The following is a 26,562-nucleotide window of genomic DNA, read 5'->3' on the forward strand; positions in this document are numbered from 1 at the left end:
TTACTAGGGGAGAGCGCTTCTCAGGAGTCTTCTCTCATGCTTTGTGTGCGATAACGTCATAAATTGATGCATAGATTGACTTCGGTTTTGTTTGTTTGACATATGCGGTAAACACGCATAGATATAGTTGTTCATCATGTGGTATCTAATATATAACTCCAATTGGTATATATTAAAGAATACCTACAGGTAAATGCGGCAAAATTACTTTGCTTTGCTTTGTTGTATGGTGTGCGCATATGCTAGTATTAATGAACATAATGTTAGTTATCGTACAAAGGCATGCTATGCGTTCAAAATATATGTATCTACTCGCAACCATCTGCTATGTACTCACCTTATGCGTAACTCCTTTGAGCGCTTATGCGCAAGGTCTTTCACCTGCTGATATTGATCGGGTGGTTACAGAGGTACATGATAGTTTGAGCGCCATAAGCTATGACTCACCCGAAGTTGCTCAAAAAATTGCTCCAACGCGGTTTACGGGCACCGAAAAGCTCAACAAAAAGACGGAGATTTTTAAGGCAACAAACAAACCTTTTAATGAAATTACCGATGATGAAGCCATTCTTGCTTTGCAACAAGATTATTTCAAGAGTGCTGGTTATCGTGATGTGTTTGAAGCAACACGAAATCACATTGATGGTTTTGTGAGAGAAATTGTGCGTTCAGATTCGGAGCAAAGTGGATGGTCGGCTCAGCAATACATCGATGCCATTAAAGCTCGTTCAACAGAATTTTTGCTTGGTGTTACCTATCAAGAACGTCTCTATAATTTTAGCTATCAGAATTTTTCGTTTGCAGAGGGTCTTAGAACTTCAGGCGCATTTGATAAAACGTTTTCACCTCTCAAGCTTGCTTTTGATTTGGGCGCTCAGGGTGGCAATCAATATGCACTTAAAAAGAGTGCTGATAGCTTTAGCAAGATTGTGGGGCCACAAGTTGCTGATGTAACAAACCTTAATGATTTTTTTGCACGAAAGGTGCCTGCCAACAACCTGGCTACATGGTATGTTGAGCAGCTACAAGCACACGGGCATCTAGTGGAAGAGCGTGCTTCTCAAGAGTTGCCTGACGCACCGTATAAGCTCTACGACAAGCTGATAGGAGCTGGAGCAAAAACTGCACCATATATTTTGCCGCTGCTGTCGGCAAGTAAAAGTCATCTCGTGGTGCTTTCTAATATTTCCTCAATCGCATGGAGTATGCAAGAGCGCTATATTGAGCATACAGACAGCACCTCTGAGCTTGCAGACCTAAAGGTACTTGCCACTAAAAGCGCAGATAATCAGGCAGCATACATTGATTTTTGGGCACGTATGGTGCCAGAACAAGCGGGAAATATGAAAACAAACCGCCTGGTAACCGATGGCTTTAGTGTTAAGGGTCGCGGAACAGGTCAGGCGGCTTGGTCGCCTAAGTTTGGCGATACAGCTACCGATTCGGTGAACAACTTTTTTGGTCCTTTGGGTTTGTGGAGCTCCTATCGCTTTGTTGGTGCAGAGGCCAGCGGGCAAGACATTACCATGTGGATTGCGCGTTTGCTCGATGATACGGGTGCTTCCGCCTATGGTCATGAGTTAACTCATCAACTTGCTGGTAGCACATATCTTAAAGGCCATGGGATTCGTTCAGGCACCTCGGCAGAGCTTCTACCGCGTGGTCTGTATGAAACCTTTGAACACAACGACCCTATTTATGCATTGAATCAGAGTATGAGTTGGCCTGAAGATGGTTATGCAAACGCATCAATTACACGCTTTAGAGATGAGGCAAGCGTTCAGGCGTATATGAAAAACATACTTGATGTCACCAATAGTCTTGATGTTATTGAGGCACAAGATGTTCTTGGGCGCTCTGCTGCAGTTAAGCAGGCTTGGTTTAATGTTGTGCGCACGGTACCAAGTGAGGCGTATCCGGGTGCGTATGACGAGGAATTTATGCCCTCTACCGAGGCACAGGCATCAAACTGGCACACCATCAACGACCTTGTACAAGATAATGCCGTGGTTGCGCGCTATGAGGCTGTGGGCGGACAACGCACGGGTATTGCACGCTATAACGGATATCCTACTATTCCTCTGTTTTCACCTTCATTTGGCGCACCGCTTTCTCCAGAAGGAACAACCGGAGATGTTCATATGCGCCGTATTGCGTGGGAGTTGCTCGGCACCTATGGTTATTCAGGCGGTATGGTGCCCTATTTGTCAAATCAATATAAGCCGGCAGGTGTTGAAGCAGGTAAAAGCTTTGCAGATGCGCTTATTCTTGACAAAATTGGAGCGGGTGACGATGCCACTTTGCGCCGCACAGCTTTTGCCGCTCGTGCAGAAAAGCTCGGCGATTTGCGTCCAGTAACTATTCAGTGGAATAACGAAACCATAACAATTGATTCTCCTGAAAAGCTGCGCGAACTTATGAAGGCGGCAATTGATATGGATATTGCATTTGACGCCGCACATAATCGTTATTTGCGTGCCCGCGATACGCAGGTAGAAAAACTTAAGGCTCAAATCTATTTGGCATATAAAGCATTGACACATGAGTTCCGTGAGTCGGTATATCGTACCCCCAATCCTGATGCGCAGCCCGATACGGGGGACTCAACTAATACAGAGGAGCAACCGGATACGGGTGGCACAACGCAACCAGGCGAGCAGCCGGGCGGTGGTGCTTCTAGTGATACAGGTGATACGGGCGGAAGTACTGATGCGGGTACTACACCCAACCCGCCTGCCGGAAATAATCTAGACACAGGAACTGGCAACATGCCAAACACAGGTACCACAGACAATTCTCATACCGGTGCTGGAGATACGGCAGGTACAGAAGATAATCATGCAGGGGATACGTCAGGTGCCGGTGCTGACACGGGAGCGGGAAATACGGGCGACACTTCCGGCACAGATGTTAATGCAGGCGAAGGCAACAATACTGAGGGCACCTCGGGTGCAAGCGGAGATACCCATACGGAGGAGCAGCCAGGCACCAACAATGCGGACAACACCAATACCCAGCCGGGCACAGGTGGAGCAGACAACACCAGCACGCAGCCAAATATGGGTCATGCAGCCGACAATAACACACATGCGGGCGTGGGCAATACGTCTAACACGACTTCTACAACAGAAACCTTTGCTGACGTAAAGCCTGGTTCAACCTTGCAGGATAGTTCACTTCAAGCAGGTGGAACTCAGCAAGATGATGCTCATGACAAACAAGAGCCAAAGGCTAAGCATGAGCAGCAGGATAGCCAAATGAGGTCAGACTCAGATGGGGTAAAAGTATCCGTTCGTCGTCTTCCTGCAACTGCCGACCAAACTATTTTGCTGACCTCATTTGCAGCTATTGCACTTTGCGTTGCAGCGCTGGTACTTGCTCGGAGTTTTTCTAAGCAGCTCTAACGGCAACATTTGAACAGCTGAGATTGTGTTTGAGTTGCTTGGCTGTTTGTAGTATTTTCACAGGCTTGCGCACATACGTGAGCCTGTGTTTGTTTATACGCAAAGATGGAGCTGCTGTGTTCAACATAGAGACAGCTACCATTTACCGACCAAAACATACCGTTCACGTAAAGATATTGCGCCCGTAGAGGGACAGTACCATAATTTGTGCTAGAGCAGTTAAAAGGAGGGGGGGGGTAAATATACGCTCATGTTTTGCGAAGTTGATACAACTTGTAGGATAGGAGTGACATGATAACCATTACGTATTCAACAGAGCAGGGAATGCAAATTGAGGGTTTTGATGGTGCGCAAGTAACAGAGACAGGCCATGCATTTGGGCTTGTTTCGCGCTTGCAGGCACAGCGTTGTGAGGTGCATACGCAGGATAATGTAGCTGTTTGTACCGTAACAGGTCATATGTTTGGAAATCAGCCCTTCTTTGTTGTAGAGTCTTCTGAGCTTACACAAAGCGTTAAGCTCTCGCAGGAAATGGAACAACTGCTTATTTGTTATAAGGTTTCTGGCGGCGGTTTCTCCTTACAAGGCGATTTTTCAAAAGGTCGCTTTGATATTTTGCATGAAGGTAGCCCTGTTGCTGCTCTGCACATTGAGAACCAAAGTGAGCATGGCTGCGTAGTTCACATTGATAATCCGGCTCATCAGTTTTCTCAAACGCTACTTGGACTAGGTATTGCAAGCCTTATGATGGTACATAAGCTCGCCCCACAACCAAGTGTTTAGTTGTGTAATTAATTGCACTCAGAAGCGGCGCTACTTGCAGGTAGGCAGCGCCGCTTAGTAGTGTGTTGCATATTATGAGCGGTGTACCGCTTCAATGCGCCAATGAAAATCATCATCGTGTTCTACAAGAATAAACTTGAGGGGACTTGCGTCATCGGCAAATAGACCGCTTTCGTAGACCCCGCGGCGCAAGGTTTTGTTATAGAGACCAGCCGCAAGATGAAGAGCAAGCTGTGAAGGTGTCCACACAGCAGGCATTGCATATTGTATGAGCTCAACAAGCGCCTCGTGCGTAAAAACAACCTGCTCAGCAATCGTGCGAACGGGATGAGCTTCAGGCAAATACTGGGGCAGCCCTTCAACCGCCACGTTAAAGTCAATCTGCTGATGCGTACAGCGCTCAACATCAATAAGCCAGCTATAGGTGCTTGAGGGTGTATATTTGAGATATACCGTGAGTGGTTTTTTAGGAGCACGCAAAAAGCGAAGCGGGAATGCACACCAAGCACGGGTGCCGCGCAGTGTGTCTAAACTACGTGCAATACGAAAGTCCTGCGTAAGCAGCTGTGCGATAGGGGCGCCTATGGGTAGCACACTGCTGAGCCAGCTGAGTGCTTCATCAGAGAAATAAACTTCAGTTTCAAAGTCTCTAGGATATGAGCTGAGCGCTTGGGCAGAGGGGATAGGAGCTCGATTGCCGCTTTCGTAGGTGATGGAGCTGCCTTGTTGTTGAGCGGCAGAGCTTGGCGCTTCGATTTGGCATGCATCGCTTGTATGAGGCTGCTTAGTTAGTACGGTTGAGTTGTTCGCTTCTGCTACAGGTTGCGCAACAGAATGTGTAAACTCACGCAATGAGCTTATCGTAGCCTGAGGTGCAACAAAGGCTGGAGCACGATGATTGAGTGTTGAGACAAGCTCGCGCTCGACCTGCTTTTCTTCGGGGTGGTCTGGGTCATAGGTAATTGTAAGTGCTATGCGAGGGAGTGAATCTTCTTCAAGGTTTTGTGTCTGTGAATTATCAGGAAGATTACGAGTGGATTCTGAATCCTGTTCAAGTGCTGATAGGTCTTGTACGGGCGCATTCTTAGGATAATTAAGAGCCGCACTAGATGAGCCGGTGGCGTAATCTTTTGCATGAACGCTTCCAAGGCTAGATGTATCAGCTGCCGGTAGCTCCTGTGGTCCCTCTGGTTTAGCTACATAGCCTGTCCCGGTCTGAACTTTTGTTTTGGGCGTATTAGCTTGCGAAGGCTTCGGGTTTGCTGTGGGCTCAGTCGGTTCTTCTGTGCAGTGTTGAATTGATTCAACAGTATTATCTGTGGCAGCACTACCTTCAACAGTATGCTCAGGTTTCGCTTCTATACGTGGCAAAAGGCGGGGTTTTTGAGGTTTAAGCTGTTTAGCCTGTCGTTTGCGCTTCCACGGTTTTCCTTGAGTGGAGGGAGTAGGAGCAGGTGTTTCTAAGGCAGTATCCCAGTCTGGTTGTGCTACAAGTGTTACATATACGCGCCCGCCCTTGAAAACCTTAAGTTCAAGCATGTTGCCAAGTGCTTCCATAAGGGCGCGAGTGTTTGAAAATCCAAGACGTTCTGCAGGTAGGTTATCCGCTATCAATATATCTTCAATTTTAGGCAAAAAAGTTTGCCGACCTATGCCAATCTTCGATTTCAATAAGGCATAAAAATACAAGCGATTTGCATCGGTGAGCTGAGTAAAATCAACAGTCTTGTATGCCATAAGGTCTCATTTCTACGACGTTGTTTTTTATTTTAACATGTAGCCCCGAGGGTTTAAGATTTGTTATTTTGTTAAGCATGTTTGCCGCGGAACGATTTGCTGTAACAGGTTTTGATGAAGCGCCTGTGTTTGAGTTCTTTGGTAGTTGAAGCACTTGCGACATCTGAATTACCAGATAAACAGGATACATATCGATTTGATTTTTAGTATATATTTAATTAATTGACAACCGTTTACCGATAAAAACATACCGTTTACCCAATACATATAACTACCTATTAACTCCCAGGGTATTCTTAAATTACGGAATATAGTCAAATGATTTGAAAGAGGTGATTCCGATGTACACATAGATGTATCAGTAAAAACTAGCTATAGTCTTGAAGGGTCGCCATGGAACAATTCGCTAAGATATTCCGTATGCAATTAAAGTATATGCTTGGCAGTTTTGAATTCTGGCTCTCCCTACTTTTGACCAGCATTTGCTTGGTTATAGCCGCCATTGAGCTTTCACTTAATGTTTTTGGCAGTGATTTTGGTGCAATTCCTGATGCTGGAGTTGGGTTTTTACTTAATTCAGACCCGCTTGTGCTTCAAGCTCCGCATGTTTTAGTATATTTCTTTATATTTATTATTGGAACAATTCCGTTTGGCGATATTTTTATTCGACATCTTAAAAGTCAAAATAGTAATCATATATTACTTCGCATGTCATTAAAAAACTATGCCTTTGCTTCTGCCTGTGTGGCATTTATAGGCGGGTTTGTGGTGATTGGATTACCACTCCTTGTCATGCAAGGACTCATGTTTATTGTGCTTCCAATCACGTCAGAACCGTATAGTTTTCCAATTCATATGTTAGGTGGTTTGCAAGACGGTATTGGGGGCTTAGGGGACCTTTTTGGATATAGCCACTATATTGCTCCGTATGCATTGAATCTGCTCTATATCTTGTATGATGCGATTTGGGCTGGTATTGGTGCCGTTTTTGCTTTTTCGTGTTCATTTTATCTAAAAAAATCTCGCCTGATTATTATCGGATTACCAATGATGTTATCGATAGTTTCATTTTTATTTGGGGGTAGCTCATATACGCTCCCTCTTTATTTGTATCCCAGCGTGTATTATGGACCACTTTATTTTGAGTTTTTCTTATTGAGTCCTGTTATTGTTCTTATCGTTGCCATGGTGTTTATGTATGTTGGCATCCATAAGAAAGATGTACTCTTATGAAAGCTAGATTTTTCTATAAAGCTGTATTTGATAGAAGTCAGTTTGGTATTTTTGTTGTTCTTTTAGCCTGTATGGTCGCGTGTGCTGCGTATTTTCGTGAATCTTATAATGATTATATTGACTTACTTGTGCAGCTACAGCGTGTAAATATCGGCTGTGTTGCGATAATGCCGCTGTTTGTGTTTGGACTTCGAACTGCATTGAAATCTGCTTCGTCTGCTGGGTTTTTATTAGATGCAAATCATGTAGCAACCATCTAAAACGTCTTGCATTTATTATTACGTGCAAAGCACTGTCATATTCCATATGGTATTCATGCCTACTCATTGGTATTTTATTGTTTTTTGGTTTACCAACCACCTTATTTATACGTATTAGCTTAGATTTATTCCATCAAATGTTGCTAAGAACAGTTGTCTTAATGCAACTTGGTCTTATTTTTTTACTTTGCTATCTAGCGTTTAGTTCAGAATCCTTTGCGTTGGTTCTGTCTGTTGTTTATTGTTCTCTCGATTTTGTTCTGCTCCATATTCCTTTTGTGGCTTCAAGTGGTCTTGCAACAGGCTGGAGTTTAACGTTATTTACGTTTGGAAAGATAGGTGTAGAAGTCCTTTTCATGCGTTTAGTTCAATGCTCTATTCTCATGGGGATATTGATACTTTTAATAATGATGGTGCTTCAGTCGGGTAAAGCTTTTGAAGCAGGTGAACATCATGCTGCATAAACGCATAGCTAATATGCCACTTGAACGCTATTATGTACTTCGTCTTGCATTTGCGATTGTTTTTACGCTCGTTATCTCGTTATTATCATTTACGGGAATTGCGGTGAAGGTTCCACTCAAATCACTTATCTTGCTCGAGACATTTATTCCAAATGGTAGTTTTGCTCCAATATTTACATCAGTTCTTTCGGTTGCTTCAACCGTTGTGTATGTATATCTTTTCTCAGATTTTGTTGCACGTGGTATGCAACAGTCGGCATCTCATACGTTTATCAGAAGTGCTTCGCGCGCTACTTGGCTCACACATCGTTTGAGCTACCTATTTGCCTATACTGCTTGCTTTGCCGTTTTTAAAACGTTTCCTATACTGCTGATGGATAATTGGGTTCATTTTTTATCATCAGCTTTGAGCAATACCTTAATTCATTTTTTATGTCTTGTACTTATCAGCCAACTTTCGATGTATATGTTTGAGGCTGGGGCTTTTGTACTTATCATGTTTGGACATATAACGTGTCTATGTATATTAAGTAGCTTACCAGTTCATGGATTTGAAATAGTCTGGCTTGTACTTCCATCTGCTCAGGCTGTCGCGTATGGTGCCTTATTATCAGGTTTACCTGCATTGGAATGGATGAGCATAATAAATTGGTGGCCAGTCATATATTTGACCATATTGACATGTTTTACTGTGTTGATTTTTATAAAGCAAATTCAATCATTTGATTTGGTATAAGGGGTTACTATGAATGCAGTACGTCTTCACCATGTGACAAAAGTACTTAAAGGTCGGACGATTTTTAATGATATAAGTTTTGAGCTTGCGCCTCGTGGAATATATGGGTTCTTTGGTATTAACGGCTCAGGAAAATCAATGCTCTTCCGTGCTATATCAGGGCTTATTACTATTGACTCAGGTGAGATATATGTCTTTGATAAAAAAATTGGAGAGCATGCTACGCCAATGCCTCATATTGGTCTTGCGATGAATTCGGGATTTTGGGATGAATATACAGGATTAGACAATCTAGTCATGCTTGCTTCAATCAAACATCAAATTGAGATACATGATATTCAGCACACGCTCGAACGCCTTGGACTTGACCCTCATGATACGCGCCCATATTCTGCATATAGCCTTGGTATGCGCCAGCGCTTAGAGCTTGCACAGGCAATTATGGAAAAGCCTGACTTGCTTATTTTAGATGAGCCAGCAAATGCATTGGATAAAGCAGGAATTCAGCTCATTTGCTCTATTATTCAAGAGGAGCGTGAGCGTGGAGCAACCGTGCTTTTAACCTCGCATAATACGCCTGAGATTGAGGCGCTATGTGAACAAAAATTTGAGATTTATGAGGGCAGCTTATCCAGCGTACAGGGCTAGCTTGAAAGAAATGAGGGGTAAGCATGAAAAACCTACTACTGTGTAATAAGCTTAGGTGGATTCAAGGATGCCTTTGCTTTTCTCTGTTTTTCTGCATTGCTCTGTTTATGTGGACACGTTCAACCTTTACTGATGTAAACGGTGTAGATGCTCATCGCATGGAAGACGCACCATATGTAGCATATGAGTTACAAGATGAAACACTTAATTGGTATACATCTACGGAAGATAAAACCTTAGAGAATATGTTTACCACGTTAAAAAAGGCTCCTTTTGTAGTTAAGGCACAGATTTCAGGTAGTCGTGTTTGGGCTTATAACAGCCGCATTACAGAGATTGTGATACATGAAGTGCTTCGTGGAGATAATCTTGCAGAGGGTGATACGTTGAAGCTCATTGAGCCGGTGAGTCCAATGCGTCGGGTATCGAGTGGGGAGCTTGATTGGCATAATACGCAGAGATTACATAGTAATGCCGAGTTTGCTATGCGGCCAATTGATGAACCTTATCTAAACGGAATGTCTCCTCTTTCAAAGAAGCAAGAATACTTACTCTTTTTGCAGCCAGTGGAGTTACGTGAAAAGGACGGGAAGAATAACAAAGATTGTTATGTAGCTTACATGCAAACCCTCTTTTCATGTATTAATTTGACGCAAAACCGAGTGCTTGTCTTAGCTCGTGATAAAGCAACAACATCTGATTCTGGAGTTTGGCTTTCAAAAGAAGAGTGTGCTTTATATAGTTGTGTAGTTGATGATGAACAAACCCTTACACATTATCAAGAACTTCGCAAGCAGGTTTTAGCAGAGTATAAGGTTATAGATAGTGCTACCGAGTAATACCCTACGTTATTATCTGCCTTCTTGAGCTAGTATCTCCTCTTGTGCACAGCGCGGGAATCAAACGTTACAATATGCTTATGAGGAGCAACTCTCGCCTTGAATAGGTAGAGCTGCTGGTCACCTTTAATAATCAATGCAAGGAGACGAGCGTGATTGAGCATATTGAGCCTCAAGATGGATTCTATCGCATTGCCGCAGCTACACCGCGTATTCGAGTTGCAGATGTCTTAACAAACGCTGAGGCAATTTATACGCTTGTGCGCAAAGCTGCAGATGCTGATGTACAGGTGTTAGTATTGCCAGAGCTTTGCCTTGTGGGCTATACCTGCGGAGACCTCTTCTTTGACCAACGTTTGTTGAACTCAGCTGAACACGCCCTACAAGAACTCCTTGCAAAAACCGCTGATATTCCTGTGGTGTATAGCGTTGGTTTGCCGGTAGCAGTTGGTGCGCATATCTATAACGTAGCGGCAATGTGTGGAGAGGGTCGTCTGTGGGGTTTGACCGCTAAGCTTCACCTGCCTAATTACCGAGAGTTCTATGAGCGCCGTTGGTTTAGTCCTGCACCTCAGCAAGCACTGTCTGTGCACGTTGCGGGGCAAGATACAATACTTGGTCACTCATTGGTATACAGCTGTATAGATGCGGGCGCCGAGGCTCTGCGTATTGGTATAGAGATTTGCGAAGACCTCTGGGTGCCGGTACCGCCATCAACTGCTATGGCAACCGCAGGGGATGCGCTTATCATACTTAACGCATCAGCTTCGGATGAAGTTATTGGTAAATCAGCCTATCGCCAGCAGCTCGTTGCTATGCAAAGCGCCCGCTTATATGCTGCTTATGCATACGCTGATGCAGGTTTTGGTGAGTCAACAACAGATTTGGTTTTTGCAGGCGAAAATCTCATTGCCGAAAATGGAGCGTTGCTAGCAAAGTCACCCTTATTGTCTGAGCAGATGGTGATAGTAGATATTGATACCGAGCGTTTATTAGCTGAGCGCCGACACACTACAACCTGGCCTCAAGCAAATCTGCAAGTAAGCGATGCAACGTCTCCAACGGTGGTTCCCTTTAGTTTTTCAAAAAGTGCTCCTCGCTCAGTCTCAAATCTTAATCGCGTTTTTCCCAGAAAACCCTTTGTTCCAGAGGCTGCCGAAGATTTACATGAGCGCTGCATGAGTATTTTGCAACTTCAGGCACGCGGTCTTGCAACACGTTTGGCACATACACAAACTCAATCCGTGGTGATAGGACTTTCAGGCGGGCTTGATTCTAGCTGCGCGCTTCTGGTATGTGTGCGTGCTTTTGACAGTTTGGGGCTTAATCGCTCTGGTATTCATGCGGTATCAATGCCAGGTTTTGGCACAAGTAAGCGCACCCGTTCTAATGCACAGCTGCTCGCTGAGGCTTTGGGTGTTGATTTTAGAGAGATTAGTATTGCGCAAGCCGTTATGGGGCATTTTGAAGACATAAAACACGATGTTGCTCTACATGATGTTACTTATGAAAATGCTCAAGCGCGTGAGCGTACTCAGGTGCTTATGGATTTGGCAAATGACTTGGGCGGTTTTGTGATTGGCACCGGTGACCTTTCAGAACTCGCGCTGGGCTGGGCTACGTATAATGCAGACCATATGAGCATGTATGGCGTGAATGCCAGTGTTCCTAAAACGCTTATGCGCCATGTGGTGGCCGCAGAAGCAACTCAGGTAAACCCGCAGGTCGCCCACATTTTGCACGATATTTTAGAGACACCTGTCTCGCCTGAGCTATTACCACCCACCAATGAGGGTGATATTGCACAAAAGACTGAAGACCTTGTAGGTCCTTATGAGTTGCACGATTATTTCCTCTATTATGTGTTGCGTTTTGGTATGCGACCGAGCCGCATGTATAGACAGGCATGTGTATCGTTTGCAGATGCCTTTGACGTTGCAACAATTCTACATTGGCTCAAGGTTTTTTATCGGCGCTTCTTTGCACAGCAGTTTAAGCGCAGTTGCTTGCCTGATGGCCCAAAGGTAGGTTCGGTAACGCTGAGCCCGCGTGGTGATTGGCGCATGCCGAGTGACGCAAGCTGGGCGCTCTGGCAGCATGAGCTTGATGAACTTGATACAAACTATGCTCAAGAGAAGAACTCATAGGAGCGCGAAGCTCGCGTACAGCGTTAACGAGTTAATTCTAACCTCTCTTGTTAATAGTAAACGTGCTGAACAACAGAGCTATAAACTGGGTATGAATACACCATGAACTGCTCGCGGGGTTTTATATGACCCATGGGAAAGGAAGTTGACACTATGATCAATGACCGCAAAGTTGCTATTGTTGGATGCGGATTTGTGGGCTCGTCCTCGGCGTTTGCGTTAATGCAAAGCCGTCTGTTTAGCGAAATGGTGCTCATTGACGTTGATCGCAATCGTGCAGAGGGTGAGGCGCTCGATATTGCACATGGCGTTCCCTTTGCTAGCCCGATGAAAATATATGCAGGGGATTATTCTGATGTTGCAGACGCTGCTATGGTAGTAGTCACCGCAGGTGCAGCGCAGAAGCCAGGAGAGACACGTCTTGATTTGGTTAATAAAAATGTGAGTATCTTTAAGTCCATTATCCCCGAGATTCGCAAGAGCGGGTTTGAGGGTATTTTGCTCATTGTGTCTAATCCGGTTGATGTGCTCACCTATGCTGCTGTCAAAATGAGTGGCCTGCCTGAGGGGCGCGTTATTGGTTCTGGAACCGTGCTTGATACGGCTCGTTTGCGTCATCGTTTAGGCGAGCATGTAGATGTTGACCCACGTGATGTGCATGCTTATGTAATGGGTGAGCACGGTGATTCAGAGTTTGTTGCTTGGTCAAGTGCAACGGTTGCCGGTGTGCCTCTGGTTGACTTCTGCGAGCTGCATGGGCACCGCGACCATGATGCTGCAAATCGGCGCATTGCTGAAGAGGTTAAAAATAGCGCCTATACCATTATTGATAAGAAGCATGCAACCTATTACGGTGTCGCGATGACTGTTCGCCGTATTTGTACGGCAATTATGCGCGATGAGAAATGCGTGCTGCCTGTATCAAGCCTGATGGTAGGGGAGTATGGACTTGACGACATTTGCATCTCACTCCCAACTGTTGTAGGCAAAAACGGTGTTGTAACGCGTATTCCAGTTCCTATCAACACAGAAGAAAACGCCGAGCTTCACAGGAGTGCAGCAGCATTGCGTGCTATTATGGACAAAGTTGATTTTGACGCATAAGCGTTGAGGTAACACGGTAATCGTTTGGGACGCCCGTCATGCGATGGGCGTCTTTTTTCCGCAGCGCGGGGAGGCTTTGTGAATATCAATCATGCAATTTTGCATATCCTTGATTTTGATTCTTCAGTAGCGGTTATGAGTCAACGTGAGCTTGATTTTGAAACCCGCGCGATAAAATCCTATATAGGAACGCATCTTAGACGGGCGCGCACCGCAGTTGATAATCGCCGAGCAGCTTTTCTGCCGGACTCAGCTTTTGCTCAGGAGCTCAAACGTTACTTCTTTGGCGAGCGTCAATTTATTGAGTTTTCGCAGCAAGTGGCCGAGTTTCTACATTCTGAGTTGTCCCGCGCTGATAAGCTTGAATCGGCTGATGTTTTGGTTGCTGATTTTGTTGATGATGACGATGCACGTTGGTTTGCTGTGTTAGTGCTACAGAGCAAGCAAGCCTTTATGCATGAGGTTGGGCGCGTTGATGGAGCGGTAAAAAATGACATTAAACGGCATTTTGCAATTCTGCCGGCGCCATCTCAAAAAATTGCGAGCTTAGCTCTCGTGCGTGCAAATTCGTTTGAAGTGTATTACCAAGATAAGAACCGAAAAATCGCCGGTGAAGACCGTCGTGTTATTCCTGATGGATTGCTAGCGTGTGAAGAGGGAACCTCTGGCAAAGAGACTATTGAGCAGCTTACGCGTGTAGTTACAGAAGTTGCAGAGGAACACGGTGCAAATACAGCACTTGCGCTTGCAAAAGCTAAAGCAGCGCTTACTGAGGCTGTTGAGGCTGACGAAGAGTTGCCTTTTTGGGATATTGTTGATGCAGCGTTTGAAACCGAGCCGACCATGCGCGAGGCAGCGCACAAAAGTCTTGATAAGGCTGAGCTTCCAGAGCGGGTACCGGTAGAGCGTCCACAGGTTGAGCGTGCGGCTATTAAAAACCATCGCATTGTCACTGACACCGGTATTAGCATTAGCTTTCCGGCGGAGCTCGTCAGCAACACCGACTACATTGAGTTTATCAATGAACCCAATGGGCTTATCTCAATTGCTCTAAAAAATATTGGCGCTATCGAAAACAAGTAAGCTGATAGGGCTTATATCTTGTTCATTTCAGCTACGGTGTTGTTGTACCATGCAAACCAATTGGGCGGGCAATACTTTTGTGCACCCTGAACGCTGATGGTATAACCATAGCCCTCGGCAAGACCACGCACGTGAGTATCAATAGCTTCTTCCCATGAGGCAAAATCAATATGACCCCAGCCCCAAGCATTGTGCTCACGGAAGAGATGCTGACCCTTGGAACTCTCGGTATTGGAGATAGCGGGAGACCAGCGAGGGTCAACACCATAGGTCCAAGCAGCACGCGCAAAGTTTTCGCCATAGCCAGCAAGCGGAGAGCCCTCAAGGTAGGCATTGATGCGCGGTGCCCAAAGCGCTACAAAGTCATCAACAGAAAGACTCCAGTCTACTGTTGTAGCATCAATTACAACCGGTGTCTGCCCTTGACCGCCAGCCTGTTGTGCAGCCGCCTCTTGTAGAGCCCTCAGTTCATTTTCTGCCTCTTTAGCAGCGCGCCTTTCAGCAGCCTGGCGCAACGCTTGCGCCTCTTTGAGAGCAGCGTCAGCCTTGGCCTGTTCAGCTTGTGCTTGGGATTTTGCCTGTTCAAGCTCAAGTCGTTGCTGTTCAAGCTCAGCCTCTGTCGCTGTAAGCTCGTCCAAGGCTCGTGTATTTGAGGCATTGATTTGATCGAGATAATTCATGCGGGTCAAGAAATCCTCAAATGACTCCGCATTTAACACAAGTGTCATAAATGAATTGCTGCTTTGCTCATGCTTGTACGAAGCACGCATCGCACGGCTTGCCCGTTGACGTTGAGCCGGAAGTTTGCTCTCAAGTTCAGAAATGCGTGCAGCATTTTCGTTAATTTTGTCTTGGAGCTTATTTACCTGAGCGCACGCATCACTATAAGCGCTTGCACTTGCTTCTACCTGCTTTTGAGTTTCGGTAAGCTGTGCCTCGGTTTCTTGCGTCACAGCCGACGCAATAAGCGAGCCACCTGCCACACCGCTCAAGGTAAGAGCGAGTGCAGCGCCTACAAAAATTGCACGATGCTGACAAAAGCGTTTATGCATGTACAATCTCCTCAAAGACTTTGAGTCCAACAATTCACAGCAAGCAGTTTACTACTGGCTTCGACCTCAACTTGAACCTTAACAAAGATTAAGGGTCAAGTTTAAGGTTTAAGATGGGCGCTACGCTGCGATGTTATTTCATTGTGTAGGAACCATAGAGTTTATAGTTTTACTTGAAGGTTGAGACTTCTTGGATACACACAAGCCTTTGACCTGCACCTTCTTCAAATACGCACATGTCTTATTTCGTCACGAGTGACGGATTGGTCATTAATGGTAGGATGCCAACATTATATATATGGCCAAGATGGTGGTATGGAGACGTACGGACGCAGCAAGCGTCTAGGAGAATGAGGTGAGAGTCCTCAGCTGTACCAGTAACCGTATTTCGGTCAGTCGTGAACAAGGTGCCACAGATCGGATGGCATGCACGGCTGGTAAACGTTAAGTCGGATCGCCTCCCATCGAACGCTGACAGCTGTCAGCGAGGCTCTGGAACGAAAGGGAAGTCCATGGTAGGTCTCCTTCAAGCATGCCGTTGCATGCTGAGACGCTCATATGTATCGCGCGTCATAACTCATGCCTCAAAAGCTAAATATGCACCGTATAGCTCACATAGCGTGATAAATTGCTTTACCGCTTGTGTGTTGAGCGCTGCTTTAATCACGAGCTCTCTGCCCATTTTGCCCGTTGTGGCCTTTGCCGCCGAGGACAGCATACCTTCATCGTCCTTAGTAGCAGATGCGGCGGCTGAAGCATCTGATGCAGCTGACAATTCTTCTGTAGATGCTCGGTCAGAATCTGATACAGCGCTTACATCAGACACACCTGCATCACCAACGAATGTGTCAGCCTCAGTGCAGCCCTCTCAGCCTGAACCTGCTTCTTCAATGGCGCTTCGCTCAGCTGTAAGCGAAGACTGGGATGACCTTGGCTGGGATGACGATGATGAGGATGATTCAGATACCCCAGAGACGCCCGCACCTACACCCGCGCCAACAACTGCTGTTGCAGCTGCGGTTGCAGCACTTAAAAAAGATGGTTTTAGTGGATATGTTCCTCGTCCGGTTGAGGGTAAAGACACGAACCTTGCACGCATGCTTGAAGCACGCTTAGCTGAGTTGGGGCACCCTGGTATTCGTGTGCGGGTAAAAGCGACGGGACAAACAACTCCTGATCCAGCGCAACAAGGTGGCATTGATGTTAGTGAGGGTGCTGAGAACGGTCGCATCCAGTATTTCTTTTTGTCGCCTGATGCTAAGACATCAAAAACTGATATTTCTGTGCTACGCAATATTCAGCCCGTATATGAACTGCAAAAAGACGGTGAGACGGCTGAGTATAAGCCTTCGCGCACAACTGCACTGCCCTGGGATAGCGCACGCGTACAAAGCTTTTTAGAAGACCTTGCAGCTCATGCTGAGCTTCCTGACATGCTAACCACAGGACATGCGCCTGATAGTCTTGAGAGCCTTGCGCTGCCTGCTGCCCTTGCAGGGTCAAAAGTTACAAAACTTGCAACTGTTTCATGGACAAGCTCTAACCCACAAGCATTAAAAATTACAACAGGCTTTGATAGTCAGTATCGCCCAGTAGTAACAGCAACACTTACTCATGGTGAACGTGCGACTTCAGTTGATGTGACGGCCACCTATAAGCTCTTTGTATCGGGTTATGGACAAGATGTTCCGGTAACTGTTACCAAAACCTATACCGTAGCGGTTGCAGCCAAATCATCTGATACAGCAGAGGCAAAAAAAGCTGAGCTCGCAGCTATTCTTGAGCGTATTCAGCTTAAAGATTTCTCAAGTGGTGAGCCGCTTGCAAGTAGGGAGCTTGCAGGCGATATACAATTCTCTCGCCCGCGTGACCTCAACATTGATGGCAAATACTACAAACTCTCATATAGTAGTTCGGATACTGGTGCTATTGAAATCTCTGGTTATCGCGGCGTCAGCACTCCGTCTCTCGAGGGGGAAGCACCCCGTACAGCGGAGCTAACAGCCAGTCTTACGCATGATGGTGTGACCGTTTCACGTTCGCTGGGAGAGTTTCTTACGCGCAGCGTTAGCCGTGCTGAGATTGAGCGGGCAGTTGCAGCTATGGAGGCAGCTAAGGCGGCGTATCCATTAGCCCTTCTGGGTACCAACCCCGATAGTTCGCACGTTACCGAAGCGCTGACAACGTTTCGCGCGGCAGTTCCAACCTATGGAAGCGATGCATCGGTAGCGCCTTCTATTACTTGGGCACGCACACAAGCTGAGGCTGGCTCTGGCAATATTGAGCCAGTTGATCTTCCGGGTTTTGATTCTATGTCAGGCTCTAAGTGGCGAGCCTTCCGTTCTTCAAATGAGCAGGTTATTGCAAGTGAATCCTTGCAAGTTACGCGCCCTGCCTTTGATACGGTGGTGCGTATTGAATCGCAGCTGAGCTATCGAGCATATGAGTCACTTGCGCGGGCATATCCTGAGAATGACCAGTTGCAAAAACTGGTTAATCAGCTGGTGAGTGCCACTGTTACGGTGTTGGGTACCCGTGGTTCAATAGACCCAGATGCCGAGGCAGTGCTCACAGCAACGGTACGGGTACAAGGTATGACAGACCCAGCACAAGGAACGCCCCACGCTGAGACTTGGGTTGCTCCTGAAACCATTTCGTTTAAGAAGAGCGCTGCGCCAACGGTTTGGACACTTATTGCGCAAGCGCTTTCTAATCATGGCTATAGCTTTGACATGACCAGTGGTTCTCCAGGTTCAGTGACGAGTCCATCGGGTCTTACGTTAAGCATGTTTGAGCAGGCGGGTCAGTGGAGCTATTGGAGCACCCTTGTTAACGGTGAATATGCGCAAGGGTATCCGCAAAACATTGCTGTATCCGCAGGCGATCGCATCGAGCTTGTGTATGTGTCACCATTGTTGAATGCGCAGCCAACGCCTGACCCGCAACCGACACCTCAACCAAGCCCAGACCCAGACCCAACGCCTCATCTTGACCCCAGTCTTCATGCAGATTGGTCTGGTTTTGGCAACGGCGGCTCAACGGTAGTTGAGCGAGATGGGTCACCAGCTGATGAAGCAGAAGCGCGTTGGGTCAGCTCGTTGAGCAACGGTGTTGATATGTATACGCTGGTTGGCGATCCAGTTATTGTAGGAGATGCTATCTACTGTGTGACGCAAACTGAGCTTATTAAACTGAATCGCGTGAGCGGTCAGGTAATGGCGCGCACTACTACCGGCGCACATAACTCATATTTTGCTCGCCCATTCTTTGCGGCAGGTCTCATTATTATCCCCTCAGATGGTGGTGTGGTGAGTGCTTTTACGGCCGATACCCTGACACGTGTTTGGCAAAGCGTAGTAGCTCCTGCTCCACTTGTAGAAGGACAAGAACTGAGCTACCAAGCCGCATCAGGCATTACGCTTGTCGGAAATACGCTGGTAGTACCCTTTATGGCAGGGCCGAGCTTTGATGGTTCTCCTTCTGCGGCGGGTGCGTTGGTGGGGCTTGATTTGGCAGATGGTCATGTGCTTTGGACGCAGGCGAATGTGCGTGATGAGAGCGCTGATTCGGCTGGTGGCTACTATTGGGCTGGTGCTGCGCAAAGCAGCGAACAGCTGCTTATTGCAAATGACGCTGGTCGTGTTTCGCTCATCGAAAGTGCAACCGGTCAGGTTCTTGCAAGCCTTAAGCTTCCGTCATCGGTGCGCACGGCAGTTATTAAGGGCTCAGAGCCTGACACCTTCTATGTGGTAGGTCGTTCACCAGCGGTGTTGTATAAGATAGAGCGAGTAGCTAACACCTTGCAACTTGCAGGGTCAGTTCCTTTTGCTGATTTTTCAACGTCAACTCCTGCCGTTGTGGGCAATCGCATCTTTGTGGGCGGCGGCATGACAGGCTCGCGAGGGGCATTGGGTGTTTTGGCAGAAATTGATGCAGAGCACATGAGTCTGATTCATCGCGCTGATTTGGGCGCTGGCGAGGTAAAGTCAACACCTCTGGTTGTAAAGCATGACGGTAAGCTTGCGGTGTATGTTGTTACAAATATGACTCCAGGTACGCTGTTTTGTTATCAGCCTGAAACGCATACGGTGAAACCCTTGTATACGCCACAGGGCAATCATGCAAATTATTCAACCTCAAGTGTTATTGTCGATGCTGAGGGTAATCTGTATTACAGCACTGATGCTGGTGTGTTAATTTCGCTAGGGCGCAAGTTGAACACTGATGAGGTTCATACTCATCAACCGGGCTCTGGCGAGGCTGAAACTCCTCAGCCAGGAGTAGGTATTTTGCCGCAACCGGGTGACAATACAGCGCAGCCGAGCACGCCAAATACAGGTGATACCTTAGGTCATACACCGGAGGTGGGAGATGGCTCTGTAGCTGGTAAGCAATTAGCTGATTCAGAGCGAGACCTTGCACATAACGATAAGGAGCAGCCTCAGCAAGAGATACCTTCTACAGGTCCTGCAACTCGTGTGACAGGTCGCGTTGCTCCTGGAAAGCGCCCGCTTGCAGCCGCAACAACCGCGTCTGATGCAAAGAGCACTCAGGCAGATACAGCGCAGGCAAACGCAAGCGTTGAGAAAGACACCGCATCTTTGACAGAACCATCAGTCAGCGCACCTACAACAAAAGCATCTGTTGCTCATACAGCAGACCAGCAGAAAGCAGGTATGCCCTTAGCACTCATACTTGCTCTTGCCGGAATACTAGGTTTGGCGTGTGCGGGCTTATGGTTCTTGCTGCTTAAGCGTCGTCAACAGCGCGAGGGCTAGATTCGGTGGATACTTCTATGATGAGTAATCAGAGGTCAGAATCTCGCACTTTGCAGAGGAGCAAATCTATTAGCGCTGAGCCAGAGCAACTAAAAGAGGATACCCGCATCTATCCAGGGCATGTACCTATCTCTTCAACAAAGCAGGTGCGTCAGCTGCGTGCTCCTGCTGTTTTAGCGCTGGTATCGCTCTGTTTGTTGCTAGCAGCGGGTGTTTTAGCGCTTACCGGCACGGAATCTTTGAGCACTAATGCTCTGTTTGCAGGCTCTCATCAGGGTTTGGCTGCTCGAGTGTACAAGGACGATAGTGCTTCTTTCGATACGCATGAGCAGTCTGTAAATCAGACACAACAAGAGCAGGCCTTAAGGGCCGATGGTGGTGAACAAGCTTCCCTTGATGAGGGACAGTCAGCGCCCTCGACACAGAAATCATCATCTGGAGCAACAGATGATGACAACAAGCTTGCCTCTGTCTCAACAGGTACAAGTGCAAACAGCACCGACAATGTTGGCACAGGCGTGTCAGATTCAGGAACAAACAGCACAAGCGGTGCAGGCTCATCTTCAAGTACTAGCTCGGGTTCAAGTGCCACCTCGGGTTCAGCCAACTTAGCAAACAACACGAGTACCACCACATCAAACACGATTACTGTCACTGTTCGGGTAAGCGCTGCTGCTGCGGGTGGCGGCACCCTTGCAAGTAAGAGTTTAACCTTTGAGCGTGGAGCAACTGCATACGATGCACTTGTTGGTACCGGACTTTCGGTTAATGCGTCATACACCGCGTTTGGCATTTATGTAGCTGCAATTGGTGGCTATGCAGAGGGCGAACATGGGAGCGAAAGCGGTTGGAAATATGCGGTGAATGGGTCTGAGCCGAGCTATTCATCAGGTGCCTATGAGCTTAAAGATGGAGATACACTAAGTTGGTACTACGTCTTGAGCGCATAACCTTATAGCACGCGCTTTGTTATTTGAGGGTAGTGGCGGTCTTTGTGAGCTATGAGATGCACAAAGACCGCTTTTTCAATTTAGTAGGTGCGTATTTATTTACGCTGCACTCCCGCCCCAGCCCCAGCCGGCAAATTTAAGCTCATGATTCGCTGATATGTCCTAAACGATAGGCTTGCAAGAGACGTTTAAGGTCAGCAATTTGGCTTCTAATGTGCACGCCGGTATCGGTGTCACTCACCATAATACGCGCATGTACAGGAGCAAAAAAGTCAGTATCGCTTTGTATATCGGCGTTGGTATCAAGTGCCGCGCGAACACTCTTAAAGGCTTCATGCGCTTTGAGGCGCATGCCGCGAGAGCTATAGATAAGGGTATATCCAGCAATCCCTGTTTTTGGATGGTAGGAGCGACAAAAACCACCATCTATTACGAGGAGTTTTCCTTGTGCCCGGATAGGAGATTCTCCTGTGAGTGTTTTAACCGGCGTGTGACCATTGATAATGTGACCATTTTCAGCGTCAACACCAAATTCTTTCATAATGGCGTCACATGCCCATGTATGTTGCGTGAGTTCAAAATAGGAATCCATGGGCTCTACCCACGTAGAGCTATCTTCAATAAAGCTCCGCTCAAAGGTTTTTACAAGGCGACCACTCGCAGGCGACTTATAGCCAATCCATAAATACCAAATCCAATCAAGCGCAACGCGGTCACGAACTCGGTATGCTCGTCGGATAATGTCATCGCAAAAGTCCAGATAATCTCGACCGGAGCGCATAACATCTTCGCAAAGCATAGAGCTAAAGGTACCATCACTATTCATAGGGATACAGCCATGGAAGAGTAGATTATTGTTATGTACGAGGTATAGCGACCCATGGGTAAGAAGATGAGTGATATGCCGCTGTAAATGGTCTCCCGATTGAAATTCAGCTACCAACTTATCAACAACACTTTGCTCGGATTTATTGAGCTCATAGGGATTTTCTAGGTCGATGGTGGGGAAGTCAGAGCTTATAAGCGGCCATGTGCTTTTGTCGCTCAGTGTTACCGTGGTACGGGTTTCATCAATCTTATCAAGAAGCATACGGTTGTGCATATTCCATTCGGGATGACGTTGAATAATCTGTCCTTCAAGTTTGAAGAGCATAACTGTAATTGCTTTCATAAGTGGTGTAATGCGTTCACCACTGCGATAGGTACAATCAGCAAAACTCATGAGATGACGGAGCGAGATACCATAGTCATTTTCAAGAATTGAGTAATTATGATATTTGAGGTTATTGCGCAAAACACTCAAGATACAAGCAGCCTCACCTGCGGCAGCTCCTATCCACAAAATATCGTGGTTACCCCATTGAATATCAAGATTACCTGGCCGGGTGGCAAGCGCATCCATAATGCGCGCTGCGCCATTACCGCGGTCGTATATATCGCCAACAAGGTGTAAGTGATCCACTGCTAATCGCTTAATGAGCTCGGCAAAAGAACAAATAAAATCGTCGGTAGCTCCGGTTTCAAGTATGCTCTCAATAATGCGGTCATGATATTGCACCCGATAATCATGTTCATCAGGATGGGTGTGCAATAACTCATCAATAATGTAGGTAAATTCATGAGGAATTGCTTTGCGCACTTTTGAGCGTGTGTAGCGGCTCGAAAGTGAGCGCGCAAGGGTGATAAGCGCGTCAAGGCTCTGGCGATACCAAGCAGGGGAGTCAAGTTGCTCATCGCGCACGCGGGCAAGTTTCTCAGTTGGGTAATAGATAAGCGTGCAGAGCTCAGCCTGTTCAACTGGGTTGAGAAGTTTGCCCAAAACAAGCTCAACATGCTCTTTAATAACACCTGAGCAATTATTTTGTATATGCATGAAGGCTTCGTATTCGCCGTGCACATCACTCATAAAATGCTCGGTGCCCTTAGGTAAATTGAGGATAGCTTGCAGATTGATTATCTCAGTAAACACGGCTTGTTTGTTGGGAAATTGCTGTGCGAGAAGTTTTAGGTACTTTTGGTCTTGCTCAGGCATGAATGGCAAGGCGGCATCCTTTCAAAAAAGGCATACAGAAAAGAACCAAGACCAGTATGGGGCATATGCTTAAAGATAGTATGGAGACCGATAGGAGTTCTGCCAGTGGTTACATATCAGCGATAAACGGTTGAATCTCAATTATTGCTCGATAACGCGCAGTCAAAAGTTTGAAGTCATGCACAGCGCTTACACATTATAAAAGGGTGGTGCGCCATGGCGGACTCGAACCGTCGACCTTGGGATTAGAAGTCCCCTGCTCTATCCAACTGAGCTAATGGCGCATAATGGTAAAAGTATAGCTCAAATATGTTCAGGTGCACACAATAGTCTTGGTCTTTCTTTTTCATATAGAAAGACAGCTATGCAAGCAATATGACATGTACGTCTGTTACTTAGAAATTGCCCGCGCGATGTATCAAGAGTTTATTCAAGCATCTGTTATACCGAGCCCATCTCATACTGGATACTGTGTACTATGTAGATATAAATGTCCCAGCTTGAGGGGGTATTTTCCTAGACTACCCGACTAAAAAACTCTGCCCAAACTTGTCCAAACATGGTATTCTAACGTGCGCACTTGTCGAGAATGGCATGTGTAATGTATCGGGATATAACGATAGGAGGAAGCATGGCAGATACCTATGACGTTATTGCGGCCACTGGCTGCCCAACGGGTATCGCACATACCTTTATGGCAAAGGAGGCGCTCGAAAAAGCTGCGGCTGAGCGTGGTCTTTCCATCAAGGTAGAAACGCACGGGCAAGTTGGCATCGAGAACGAGCTTTCCGGTGCTGAGATTGCTGGGGCAAAGGCGGTTGTCGTCGCAGCAGACAAAGATGTTCAGGCAGAGCGTTTTGCGGGTAAGCCCTTGGTTAATGTGGGCGTTTCAAAGGCGCTTTCAGTTGAGGCGGCAGGTGCGTTGATTGACCGCGCACTTGCAATGGAGGGCAACCCTGAGCTTGCCGCAGCCACGCAGGCTCAGATGGAGTCAAGCTCAGCTGACAAAGAATCGCTTGGTCATCAGCTGTATCGCCATCTTATGAATGGCGTTAGTCACATGCTGGTGTTTGTTGTTGCCGGTGGTGTCTTGACTGCGGTATCCTTCTTATGGGGTATTACAAGCTTTGATTCCACTGCTGCTGACTACAATCCTTTTGCTGCAATGCTCAAGATTATTGGCGGCATTGCCATGGGTCTTATGGTGCCCGTGCTTGCAGCCTATATCGCTGAGTCGATTGGCAAGCGTCCTGCGCTTGTACCAGGTTTTGTTGCCGGTATGATTGCAATTCAGGGTCTGCCGGTAAATGTAGAAACTGGCATGATTGATGCAGGTGGCGCTGGCGTTGGCTTTGGTTTCTTGGGTGGTATCGTTGGCGGTTTCTTGGCAGGATATGTCATTCTCCTGCTTGAAAAGGCTTTTGCTGGTCTACCTGATAACCTCAAGGGCTTAAAAGCAATTTTCTTGTATCCGCTGTGCTCGACCTTTATTGTTGGCCTCATCATGCTCGGCATTTCCGGTCCTATGGCTGCTATTAACACCGCCATGGTTGATTTCTTGCGGAGTCTCTCTGAGTCTGGCGCTATTGTGTTAGGTTTGGCGATTGGTTGCATGTGTGCTTTTGACATGGGAGGTCCAGTAAACAAGGCTGCTTATGTTACCGGTACCGTTATGCTTGGCCAGGGTTTAGCTGCAGGTGTGGGTACCCCTGAGTATATGTTTGGAACCAACTTCATGGCTGCAGTCTCTGCTGCTTGCATTGTTCCTCCGCTGGTTACCACGTTCGCGGTTGTCGTTGGCAAAAAATACTTTAGCCAAGAAGACCACGACGCCGGAATCGTAAACCTCATCTTGGGCTTTACGCACATTACTGAGGGTGCAATTCCGTTTATGACCAAGAATATTTGGCCGGTTATGCCTATCATGATGATTAGTTCATCAATTGCCTCTATTTTGACCATTATTCTGAACGTTCATGTTCCTGCTCCACACGGTGGTTTCTTGGTGCTTCCGGTAGTTGACGGTGGTCTTATGTGGGTGCTTGCTATTCTTGCTGGTACTGTTGTTGGCGGCGTGCTCTTTGTGCTCTTTAAGCGCCATGAAGCCGCTAAGACAACGCCTGAACTTACTGAGGCATCCAGCGCTCATGAGCCGGTCGGTTCAGCTACCACACCAACCGTAGAAGCTACTGGTGTTGAGGCAGCAAAAGTAGCAGCTGAGCCAGCAGTTTCTGAACCTGAAGAGACATTTGTCGCAAACTTTGTTAAACCAGAGCTTGTCTTTGTTGGCAAGGATTTTCAGAGCCGCGATGAAGCCTTAAGCTTTATCTCTGAGCAGGCAGTGGCTGCGGGGTGTGCTGGAGATGTTGAGTCGCTCAAGGCGGCATTTTTGAAGCGTGAACAAGAGGGTACAACCGGCATGATGGATGGTTTTGCTATTCCGCATGCAAAGGCCGTTACCGTGCACGAAGCTGCCGTAATTGTTGTTAAGGATAACGCGGGTATTGGTGAGTGGGATACCATGGACCAAAACCCCATTCAGGTTGCTATTGCCCTGTTGATTCCTGAGCTTCAAGCTGGTACCACCCATCTCAAGCTCCTCTCTAAGGTAGCTGAGGCTTTGATGGACGATGGCTTCCGCGAGGCAATTAAGAGTGCAGAAGATGCACAAGTCATTGCTGATACCATCAACGCCCGTCTGGTGTAGGCTGCTTGATGTAAAGTTGTTGTAACAGGTGAGTTAAAATCACCTGTGTTTGAGCGTCTATGTGTAGGGTTTTCGTACCCGCCATGGTTTCAAACAGCGCGTCCCTAGCAAGGTGGCGCGCTGTTTTGTATAAGCGCTATCTTGTGGTGCACCCCTTATAAAAACTTGTCAAGCTTGATAGTTTTATTTGCGTGTAGTTGAGGTAAAATACTAACGTTTCGTATATGCCCGCTGAGCACGTATGCGGGTATGTTGTAAAGGAGTCTGGAATGGTTTCGGATAAGGCAACTCTTGTTAATCCTCAAGGTTTACACATGCGTCCTGCTGGACTTTTTGCTTCTACTATGGGCAAATATGCAAGTGATGTAACCATCGTTACACCTGAGAAAGAGGTCAACGGCAAGAGCCCTATGGGTCTTATGGCCGCTGGTATTCCTTGTGGCACCGAAATTGAAGTTCGCTGCGATGGCCCGGATGAGCAGGAAGCACTTGTTGCTGCTATCGAGCTCATCAAGAGCGGTCTTGGTGAGTAGTGTTTGTTGCGCAGTAAGCTATACGTGAAGTGTTATAGGCGTCTGCTCGCAGGGGTGGGCGCCTTCTTCTAA

At 46.9% G+C, this 26,562-nt stretch carries 18 protein-coding genes, 1 tRNA gene and 1 riboswitch; of the genes, 15 read left to right on the top strand and 4 right to left on the bottom strand.

Annotated elements, in window-relative coordinates; translation table 11 throughout:
- Positions 1-287: 287 nt before the first annotated feature.
- Both KPC83_RS03335 and KPC83_RS03340 read left to right on the top strand, forming a co-directional pair.
- Positions 288-3,404, top strand: a complete 3,117-nt coding sequence (locus KPC83_RS03335; protein WP_216279146.1) for a ZmpA/ZmpB/ZmpC family metallo-endopeptidase — start codon at positions 288-290, stop codon at positions 3,402-3,404.
- Positions 3,405-3,695: 291 nt separating this feature from the next.
- Positions 3,696-4,187 (top strand): hypothetical protein, encoded by a 492-nt coding sequence (locus tag KPC83_RS03340; protein ID WP_216279147.1) that lies wholly within the window; start codon positions 3,696-3,698, stop codon positions 4,185-4,187.
- 72 nt (positions 4,188-4,259) lie between these two features.
- On the opposite strand, the gene KPC83_RS03345 is transcribed toward KPC83_RS03340, so the two are convergent.
- Complete coding sequence (locus tag KPC83_RS03345) at positions 4,260-5,924, bottom strand: hypothetical protein (protein WP_216279148.1); 1,665 nt, start codon at positions 5,922-5,924, stop codon at positions 4,260-4,262.
- Between the two features lie 393 nt (positions 5,925-6,317).
- Here KPC83_RS03345 and KPC83_RS03350 point away from each other — a divergent pair, with 393 nt between their 5' ends.
- The 9 genes from KPC83_RS03350 (at position 6,318) to KPC83_RS03390 (ending at position 14,438) form a co-directional block, all read left to right on the top strand.
- Positions 6,318-7,157, top strand: a complete 840-nt coding sequence (locus tag KPC83_RS03350) for a hypothetical protein (RefSeq protein WP_216279149.1) — start codon at positions 6,318-6,320, stop codon at positions 7,155-7,157.
- On the top strand, positions 7,154-7,417 hold the full coding sequence (locus tag KPC83_RS03355; RefSeq protein WP_216279150.1) for a hypothetical protein: 264 nt from the start codon (positions 7,154-7,156) through the stop codon (positions 7,415-7,417). Before KPC83_RS03350 ends, KPC83_RS03355 begins: the two co-directional genes overlap by 4 nt.
- Positions 7,418-7,578: 161 nt before the next feature.
- Positions 7,579-7,881, top strand: a complete 303-nt coding sequence (locus KPC83_RS03360) for a hypothetical protein (protein WP_216279151.1) — start codon at positions 7,579-7,581, stop codon at positions 7,879-7,881.
- The gene (locus KPC83_RS03365; RefSeq protein WP_216279152.1) at positions 7,871-8,617 is read left to right on the top strand and encodes a hypothetical protein; all 747 of its coding nucleotides are present in this window, start codon (positions 7,871-7,873) and stop codon (positions 8,615-8,617) included. The genes KPC83_RS03360 and KPC83_RS03365 overlap by 11 nt, the downstream gene beginning before the upstream one ends.
- Before the next feature lie 9 nt (positions 8,618-8,626).
- Positions 8,627-9,265, top strand: a complete 639-nt coding sequence (locus tag KPC83_RS03370) for an ABC transporter ATP-binding protein (protein ID WP_216279153.1) — start codon at positions 8,627-8,629, stop codon at positions 9,263-9,265.
- 23 nt (positions 9,266-9,288) lie between these two features.
- Positions 9,289-10,104, top strand: a complete 816-nt coding sequence (locus KPC83_RS03375) for a hypothetical protein (RefSeq protein ID WP_216279154.1) — start codon at positions 9,289-9,291, stop codon at positions 10,102-10,104.
- Between the two features lie 152 nt (positions 10,105-10,256).
- Complete coding sequence (locus KPC83_RS03380) at positions 10,257-12,251, top strand: NAD(+) synthase (RefSeq protein ID WP_216279155.1); 1,995 nt, start codon at positions 10,257-10,259, stop codon at positions 12,249-12,251.
- A 153-nt stretch (positions 12,252-12,404) separates the two neighbouring features.
- Entirely contained in the window at positions 12,405-13,355 is a 951-nt protein-coding gene (locus KPC83_RS03385; protein WP_216279156.1) for an L-lactate dehydrogenase, read from the top strand.
- 78 nt (positions 13,356-13,433) lie between these two features.
- The gene (locus KPC83_RS03390) at positions 13,434-14,438 is read left to right on the top strand and encodes a nucleoid-associated protein (protein WP_216279157.1); all 1,005 of its coding nucleotides are present in this window, start codon (positions 13,434-13,436) and stop codon (positions 14,436-14,438) included.
- Between the two features lie 11 nt (positions 14,439-14,449).
- Here the strand turns inward: KPC83_RS03390 and KPC83_RS03395 are convergent, their stop codons facing one another.
- Positions 14,450-15,490 (bottom strand): hypothetical protein, encoded by a 1,041-nt coding sequence (locus KPC83_RS03395; RefSeq protein ID WP_216279158.1) that lies wholly within the window; start codon positions 15,488-15,490, stop codon positions 14,450-14,452.
- Positions 15,491-15,784: 294 nt separating this feature from the next.
- Positions 15,785-15,967, top strand: a riboswitch (cobalamin riboswitch).
- 65 nt (positions 15,968-16,032) lie between these two features.
- Here KPC83_RS03395 and KPC83_RS03400 point away from each other — a divergent pair.
- On the top strand, positions 16,033-20,268 hold the full coding sequence (locus KPC83_RS03400; RefSeq protein WP_216279159.1) for a PQQ-binding-like beta-propeller repeat protein: 4,236 nt from the start codon (positions 16,033-16,035) through the stop codon (positions 20,266-20,268).
- 5 nt (positions 20,269-20,273) lie between these two features.
- Complete coding sequence (locus tag KPC83_RS03405; protein ID WP_216279160.1) at positions 20,274-21,218, top strand: DUF4430 domain-containing protein; 945 nt, start codon at positions 20,274-20,276, stop codon at positions 21,216-21,218.
- Positions 21,219-21,360: 142 nt separating this feature from the next.
- Here KPC83_RS03405 and KPC83_RS03410 read toward each other — a convergent pair whose 3' ends face one another.
- Both KPC83_RS03410 and KPC83_RS03415 read right to left on the bottom strand, forming a co-directional pair.
- Entirely contained in the window at positions 21,361-23,250 is a 1,890-nt protein-coding gene (locus KPC83_RS03410; RefSeq protein ID WP_216279245.1) for a fructose-1,6-bisphosphatase, read from the bottom strand.
- A gap of 207 nt (positions 23,251-23,457) precedes the next feature.
- Positions 23,458-23,534: transfer RNA gene (locus KPC83_RS03415), tRNA-Arg, on the bottom strand.
- Between the two features lie 347 nt (positions 23,535-23,881).
- Between KPC83_RS03415 and KPC83_RS03420 the strand changes: the two genes are divergently transcribed.
- Positions 23,882-25,957 (top strand): fructose-specific PTS transporter subunit EIIC, encoded by a 2,076-nt coding sequence (locus KPC83_RS03420; RefSeq protein ID WP_216279161.1) that lies wholly within the window; start codon positions 23,882-23,884, stop codon positions 25,955-25,957.
- A 269-nt stretch (positions 25,958-26,226) separates the two neighbouring features.
- Positions 26,227-26,490 (top strand): HPr family phosphocarrier protein, encoded by a 264-nt coding sequence (locus KPC83_RS03425; protein WP_216279162.1) that lies wholly within the window; start codon positions 26,227-26,229, stop codon positions 26,488-26,490.
- Positions 26,491-26,562 lie beyond the last annotated feature (72 nt).

The sequence above is a fragment of the Collinsella sp. zg1085 genome, from assembly GCF_018889955.1.
In the GTDB taxonomy this organism is placed as follows: Bacteria; Actinomycetota; Coriobacteriia; order Coriobacteriales; family Coriobacteriaceae; genus Collinsella.

Excerpts from the sequence above, each read along its gene's own strand:
- KPC83_RS03375 (WP_216279154.1), top strand. The coding sequence starts at position 9,289 with ATGAAAAACCTACTACTGTGTAATAAGCTTAGGTGGATTCAAGGATGC.
- KPC83_RS03350 (WP_216279149.1), top strand. The coding sequence starts at position 6,318 with ATGGAACAATTCGCTAAGATATTCCGTATGCAATTAAAGTATATGCTT.
- KPC83_RS03425 (WP_216279162.1), top strand. The coding sequence starts at position 26,227 with ATGGTTTCGGATAAGGCAACTCTTGTTAATCCTCAAGGTTTACACATG.
- KPC83_RS03395 (WP_216279158.1), bottom strand. The coding sequence starts at position 15,490 with ATGCATAAACGCTTTTGTCAGCATCGTGCAATTTTTGTAGGCGCTGCA.
- KPC83_RS03340 (WP_216279147.1), top strand. The coding sequence starts at position 3,696 with ATGATAACCATTACGTATTCAACAGAGCAGGGAATGCAAATTGAGGGT.
- KPC83_RS03365 (WP_216279152.1), top strand. The coding sequence starts at position 7,871 with ATGCTGCATAAACGCATAGCTAATATGCCACTTGAACGCTATTATGTA.
- KPC83_RS03400 (WP_216279159.1), top strand. The coding sequence starts at position 16,033 with ATGCTGAGACGCTCATATGTATCGCGCGTCATAACTCATGCCTCAAAA.
- KPC83_RS03385 (WP_216279156.1), top strand. The coding sequence starts at position 12,405 with ATGATCAATGACCGCAAAGTTGCTATTGTTGGATGCGGATTTGTGGGC.
- KPC83_RS03370 (WP_216279153.1), top strand. The coding sequence starts at position 8,627 with ATGAATGCAGTACGTCTTCACCATGTGACAAAAGTACTTAAAGGTCGG.
- KPC83_RS03360 (WP_216279151.1), top strand. The coding sequence starts at position 7,579 with ATGCAACTTGGTCTTATTTTTTTACTTTGCTATCTAGCGTTTAGTTCA.
- KPC83_RS03335 (WP_216279146.1), top strand. The coding sequence starts at position 288 with ATGCGTTCAAAATATATGTATCTACTCGCAACCATCTGCTATGTACTC.
- KPC83_RS03420 (WP_216279161.1), top strand. The coding sequence starts at position 23,882 with ATGGCAGATACCTATGACGTTATTGCGGCCACTGGCTGCCCAACGGGT.
- KPC83_RS03355 (WP_216279150.1), top strand. The coding sequence starts at position 7,154 with ATGAAAGCTAGATTTTTCTATAAAGCTGTATTTGATAGAAGTCAGTTT.
- KPC83_RS03345 (WP_216279148.1), bottom strand. The coding sequence starts at position 5,924 with ATGGCATACAAGACTGTTGATTTTACTCAGCTCACCGATGCAAATCGC.
- KPC83_RS03410 (WP_216279245.1), bottom strand. The coding sequence starts at position 23,250 with ATGCCTGAGCAAGACCAAAAGTACCTAAAACTTCTCGCACAGCAATTT.